Annotated in this window: 6 protein-coding genes; 3 read left to right on the plus strand and 3 right to left on the minus strand. The window is 66.9% G+C overall.

Annotated elements, in window-relative coordinates; all coding sequences use genetic code 11:
- Positions 1 to 912: S8 family peptidase (locus VD972_RS24720; RefSeq protein ID WP_324991007.1), on the minus strand; the 912-nt coding region annotated here is incomplete at its 3' end.
- Positions 913 to 1,121: 209 nt separating this feature from the next.
- Positions 1,122 to 2,519: a dGTP triphosphohydrolase gene (dgt, locus tag VD972_RS24725; protein WP_324991009.1), complete on the minus strand. Its 1,398-nt coding sequence runs from the start codon at positions 2,517 to 2,519 to the stop codon at positions 1,122 to 1,124.
- 129 nt (positions 2,520 to 2,648) lie between these two features.
- Between dgt and VD972_RS24730 the strand changes: the two genes are divergently transcribed.
- The 3 genes from VD972_RS24730 (at position 2,649) to VD972_RS24740 (ending at position 3,791) form a co-directional block, all read left to right on the plus strand.
- Positions 2,649 to 3,176: an OmpA family protein gene (locus tag VD972_RS24730; RefSeq protein WP_324991011.1), complete on the plus strand. Its 528-nt coding sequence runs from the start codon at positions 2,649 to 2,651 to the stop codon at positions 3,174 to 3,176.
- Positions 3,177 to 3,237: 61 nt separating this feature from the next.
- On the plus strand, positions 3,238 to 3,546 hold the full coding sequence (locus VD972_RS24735; RefSeq protein WP_324991013.1) for a hypothetical protein: 309 nt from the start codon (positions 3,238 to 3,240) through the stop codon (positions 3,544 to 3,546).
- A gap of 59 nt (positions 3,547 to 3,605) precedes the next feature.
- Positions 3,606 to 3,791, plus strand: coding sequence for a hypothetical protein (locus VD972_RS24740; protein ID WP_324991014.1), 186 nt, complete (start codon positions 3,606 to 3,608; stop codon positions 3,789 to 3,791).
- Positions 3,792 to 3,800: 9 nt separating this feature from the next.
- On the opposite strand, the gene VD972_RS24745 is transcribed toward VD972_RS24740, so the two are convergent.
- A partial coding sequence (locus tag VD972_RS24745; protein ID WP_324991016.1) for an alpha/beta hydrolase occupies positions 3,801 to 4,236 on the minus strand: 436 nt, incomplete at its 5' end.

Consider the following 4,236-nt stretch of genomic DNA (forward strand, 5'->3'; position numbering starts at 1 on the left):
GCCCACGGTGATGGCGGCCGGAGTGCGGGCCGGCGAGTAGTTGCAGGCGCTCGAGTTGTCGTTGCCCGCCGCGACGGCGAACACCACGCCCGCGTTGATGGCGCTGGTCACCGCGTCATCCAGTGCCTGCGTCGCGCCGCCGCCGAGGCTCATGTTGGCCACGGCCGGCTTGATGTGGTTGGTGCGCACCCAGTCCACGCCGGCGATCACGCCCGCGTTGGAGCCCGAGCCGTTGCAGTCCAGCACGCGCACCGCGTGGATCGTCACGCCCTTGGCCAGGCCGTAAGTCGTTCCGCCCACGGTGCCCGCCACGTGAGTTCCGTGGCCATGGCAGTCATTGGCGTTGCCGCCAGACGTCACCGCGTCGAACCCGTTGCCCATGCGGCCGGTGAACTCCGAGTGGGTCAGCCGCACGCCCGTGTCCACGATGTAGGCGTGAACGTTGCTGGCCGTGTTGGCGTAGTTGTAGGTGCTGTTGAGCGGCAGGTTCTGCTGATCCGTGCGGTCGATGCCCCACGTCGCGGGGCTCTGGGTGCCGACGGCCTCCACGTAGCCGTTCTCCTCGACATAGGCCACGCGCGGATCCTGGAGCAGCTTCTGGACCGACGCCTCGCTCATCCTCACCGCGAAGCCGTTGAGCGCCGACTTGTAGGTGATGAACACCTGGCCCTGGTGCTTGAGGGCCATCTCCTGGGCGATGCTCTGGGTGCCTACCTGCGCCACTTCCTTGAGGTTGTCCTTCAGCACGACGATGTACTCGCCGAAGACGGGCTTCGAGCTCCTCAGGAGCTGAGCCACCTGACCGATCTCCTGCTTCGACTCGTTGACGTCGACATCCTGGCCTTCCATGCCACCGCACGCGGTGACCGCCAGGAAGGAGAACGTGTACGCAGCTTGCTTGATGCGCTTCATACGACCTCGGGGGATTGGGATGACGTGGCGCCTCGGAGCACCAGGGTGAAACGGCGCGTGAAGCTACAGGCTCTCGCGTGTGGCGGTCAATCCCCGATAAAGCAAATTCATGAGGTTTACATGTATGACTTCTATTTTTGAAATACCGCAAATTTCCAGTTTTAGGCATCTGCAACCGGGTGGCAGTTGACTCAGGTTTCCGGCGGGGTTCAGGCGGGGAGCTTGATGCCGGAGAGCCGCTGGTAGAGCTCCACGGCGAAGCCATCGGTCATGCCGGAGATGTAGTCGGTGACGCAGAGCAGGCGCTGGTACGGGGAGAGGCGGCGGATGGCCTCGTTGCGATCCGGCTCGTGCGCGCCTGGCCGCTGGAGGAACTCGAGCGGGAGCAGCTGGCGCAGCTTCTTCTCCTCCTTGTTCGGGGTGTCCGTGACGATGGCGGAGGCGAACATGTCCAGCAGGCCGCCCAGGGTCTTGAAGCCCGCGCTCTCGATCTGGAGGACGCGCTCGCTCTCGTAGCCCTTCTCGCGGGTGATGCGCTTGATCTCCTCGAGCTGGTGGTTCATGGCCTCCCGGGAGGACACGAGCGACTGCTCCCAGCGCCCCTGCTCCAGGGCCTCCACGGCCTCGGAGAACACGGCCACGCACTCCTGGATGAGGACGCCGATGGCGCCCGAGCGCAGCACGCCCATGCGGCTCTCGGGCTGGAGCTCCTGGGGAGGACTGGGGAGCTCGCGCATCCGCGCTACGCCCTCCAGCAGCGCGCAGGCCTTCTCCAGGGGGATGAGCCCCAGCATGGCCGAGTCCTCCAGATCGATGATCGCGTAGCAGATGTCGTCCGCGGCCTCGACGAGGAAGGCCAGGGGGTGGCGGGCGAAGGCGCCGGGCCCGCGCTCGGGCAGGCCGAGCCGCTGGAAGGCCTCGCGCGCCAGCTCCGCGTCGTCCTGGAAGTACCCGAACTTCTTCTCCGAGATGAGGCGCTTGTCCCGGGCCCTGCCGGGGATGACGGAGGGACACGGGTACTTGCTCATGGCGCCGATGGTGGAGACGGTGTAGCGCAGGCCGCCCTGCCGCTCGCGCGACTGGAGCCGGTTGAGGATGCGGAAGCCCTGCGCGTTGCCCTCGAAGCGCACCAGATCCTGCCACTCGGCCTCGGAGGCAAAGGGGCCTGGCGCGCCAGAGGACTGGGAGGACCAGGGGGTGAGCTTCTGCTCGGCCCAGTGCTGGATGGCGGCCTCGCCCGAGTGGCCGAACGGCGGGTTGCCGATGTCATGCGCGAGACAGGCCGCGGCCACGAGCGTGCCCAGGTGGGAGGGCTCGACATCCAAGATGCCCTGGCGGCGCAGGGCCTTGCCCGCGAGCTGCCCCAGCGTGCGCCCTACACACGAGGCCTCGATGCTGTGAGTCAGCCGGGTCCGCGTGTAGTCGCTCGTGGAGAGCGGGAAGACCTGCGTCTTGTCGTGCAGTCGACGGAAGGCGCTGGAGAAGACGATGCGGTCATAGTCCTTGTCGTACTCGGTGCGCTCGTCGTGGGACTCGGGCGGGCGCCTGGAGCCCAGGCGGTGCCCCGACAGGAGCTGCTGCCAGCGCTCGTTTCGTTCCGTGCTCACGGTTGCTCATCCTCCGGTAGGGCGGGCGGCGCATCCTGCTCTGCCGGCCTTGGGACCGCCAACCTCCCCGCGAGGGCCTCATTGGGAGGTAGCCTGGGGCGCGCAGGTACTCTCTCACCGGAGGTAGCCATGAGGCTGAAGGCGCTGTGGGTCGCTGTGTCGCTGCTGGCAGTTCCCGGAGTGGCGCTCGCGCAGAGCCCTCTCGATGGGTTCAAGAAGGCCGCGGGCAAGCAGGTGGGGGACACGGCCAAGGCCGCGCTGGAGAAGAAGATCAACTCCAAGCTGAAGCAGGAGGCGAGCAAGAACCAGTGCAGCTTCAAGTCGGGGACGGACGTGCTGGAGCCCGGCTGTGACCAGAAGCTCAAGAACCTGGCGGGCGTGCTCGTGGACGCCAAGAAGCAGCTCGATTCGGGGGGAGTGAAGAACTACAAGTTCGAGGTCTCCGGGCACACCGACTCGGCCGGAGACGCGGCGAAGAACAAGCAGCTCAGCGAGAAGCGCGCGGCCGTCATCGTGAAGGAGCTGGTGGCGCGCGGCGTCCTCAAGAACGAGATCCTCTCCGTAGGGCGCGGCTCGGAGCAGATGCTCGTGAAGCCCGACGACACGGCGGCGAAGAAGGCGAAGAACCGGCGCTACGAGGTCCAGGTCCGGTTCTGACAGCGGCCAGGCGCCACCGTCACTTTGACAGACGTGCGCCCATGGCTACGTTGAAGCTCGCATGTCCGGACATTGGCACCGCATTGCCCGCTGGCTGAGGCTGGGGCTGACCAGCCTGGCGCTCGTCATGGGCGCCATGCCAGCACATGCGCTCCCAGCGGCCCGGGCCGTGGTGACGCTCTCGCTCGAGCAGCGCAAGTCCGCCAGGCAGGACACAGCGCGTGAGGCGTCCCCGCATGTCCACCATGAGGCGGGGAGAGACTTCGCTCTCCTCTCCTCCTGGGCCTCGCCCGAGGCCAGCGTCCCGGAGACGCGTCCTCCGGGCCCGCCGCGCCGCCTCTTCATTGCCCACCGAGCGCTCCTCCACTGAGCCGTTCCAGGGACCCATTCCTGGAACGCCTTTCCTTTCAGCTCGTGGAGCAAGCTGTGATGACTCACCCCAGAGGGGTGCGCGCCCGTGTGCGCGCCGTCTTCAAGTTCTTCATTCGTGTGCTGCGGTTCCTCTTCATCCTTGGACTGGTGGTGCTGCCATCGCCCTTGGTGATGGCTCTGGTGGTCATCCTGGATCCCAACCGCCGCAACCTGCCGGCCGAGGTCCTCCGCAAGAAAGAGTGACCTGGCAGCTCACCTGGGCGGAAGCTGCAGCTGGGGGGTGCTCTTGAACCACTCCGCCGCCTCGCGTGCGATCTCAGGGGGGATGGTGTGGGGGCCGTCGAACTCGTGGTAGCGCACATCGTATCCAGCTCTCTGGAGCCGGGGCACGAGGCGCCGGCTACAGGCGGTGATGGGCAGCACGGCATCCTGGATCCCATGGGAGACGAAGAGGCGCGGCTCGCCGTGCTGCTCCACGGGGGCAGCGAACCCCGGCGAGAACGCGAGGACGTGGGTGAACAGGTCCCCATTGGCGATCCCCAGCGAGAGGGCGTACGAGGCCCCATCGGAGAAACCGCCGATGGCGATGCGCGCCGGGTCCACGGCGTAGTGAGCGAAGACCCAGGCCAGCGCTTGATCGATGAAGGTGACGTCCGGTCCGTAGTCTCCGCGGATCACATCCCACGTC

The sequence above is a fragment of the Hyalangium sp. genome (genome assembly GCF_035629615.1).
Lineage (GTDB): Bacteria > Myxococcota > Myxococcia > Myxococcales > Myxococcaceae > Hyalangium.

Bases quoted from the DNA above. Each gene is read 5' to 3' on its own strand.
- VD972_RS24740 (WP_324991014.1), top strand. From the start codon at position 3,606: ATGACTCACCCCAGAGGGGTGCGCGCCCGTGTGCGCGCCGTCTTCAAG.
- VD972_RS24735 (WP_324991013.1), top strand. From the start codon at position 3,238: ATGTCCGGACATTGGCACCGCATTGCCCGCTGGCTGAGGCTGGGGCTG.
- VD972_RS24730 (WP_324991011.1), top strand. From the start codon at position 2,649: ATGAGGCTGAAGGCGCTGTGGGTCGCTGTGTCGCTGCTGGCAGTTCCC.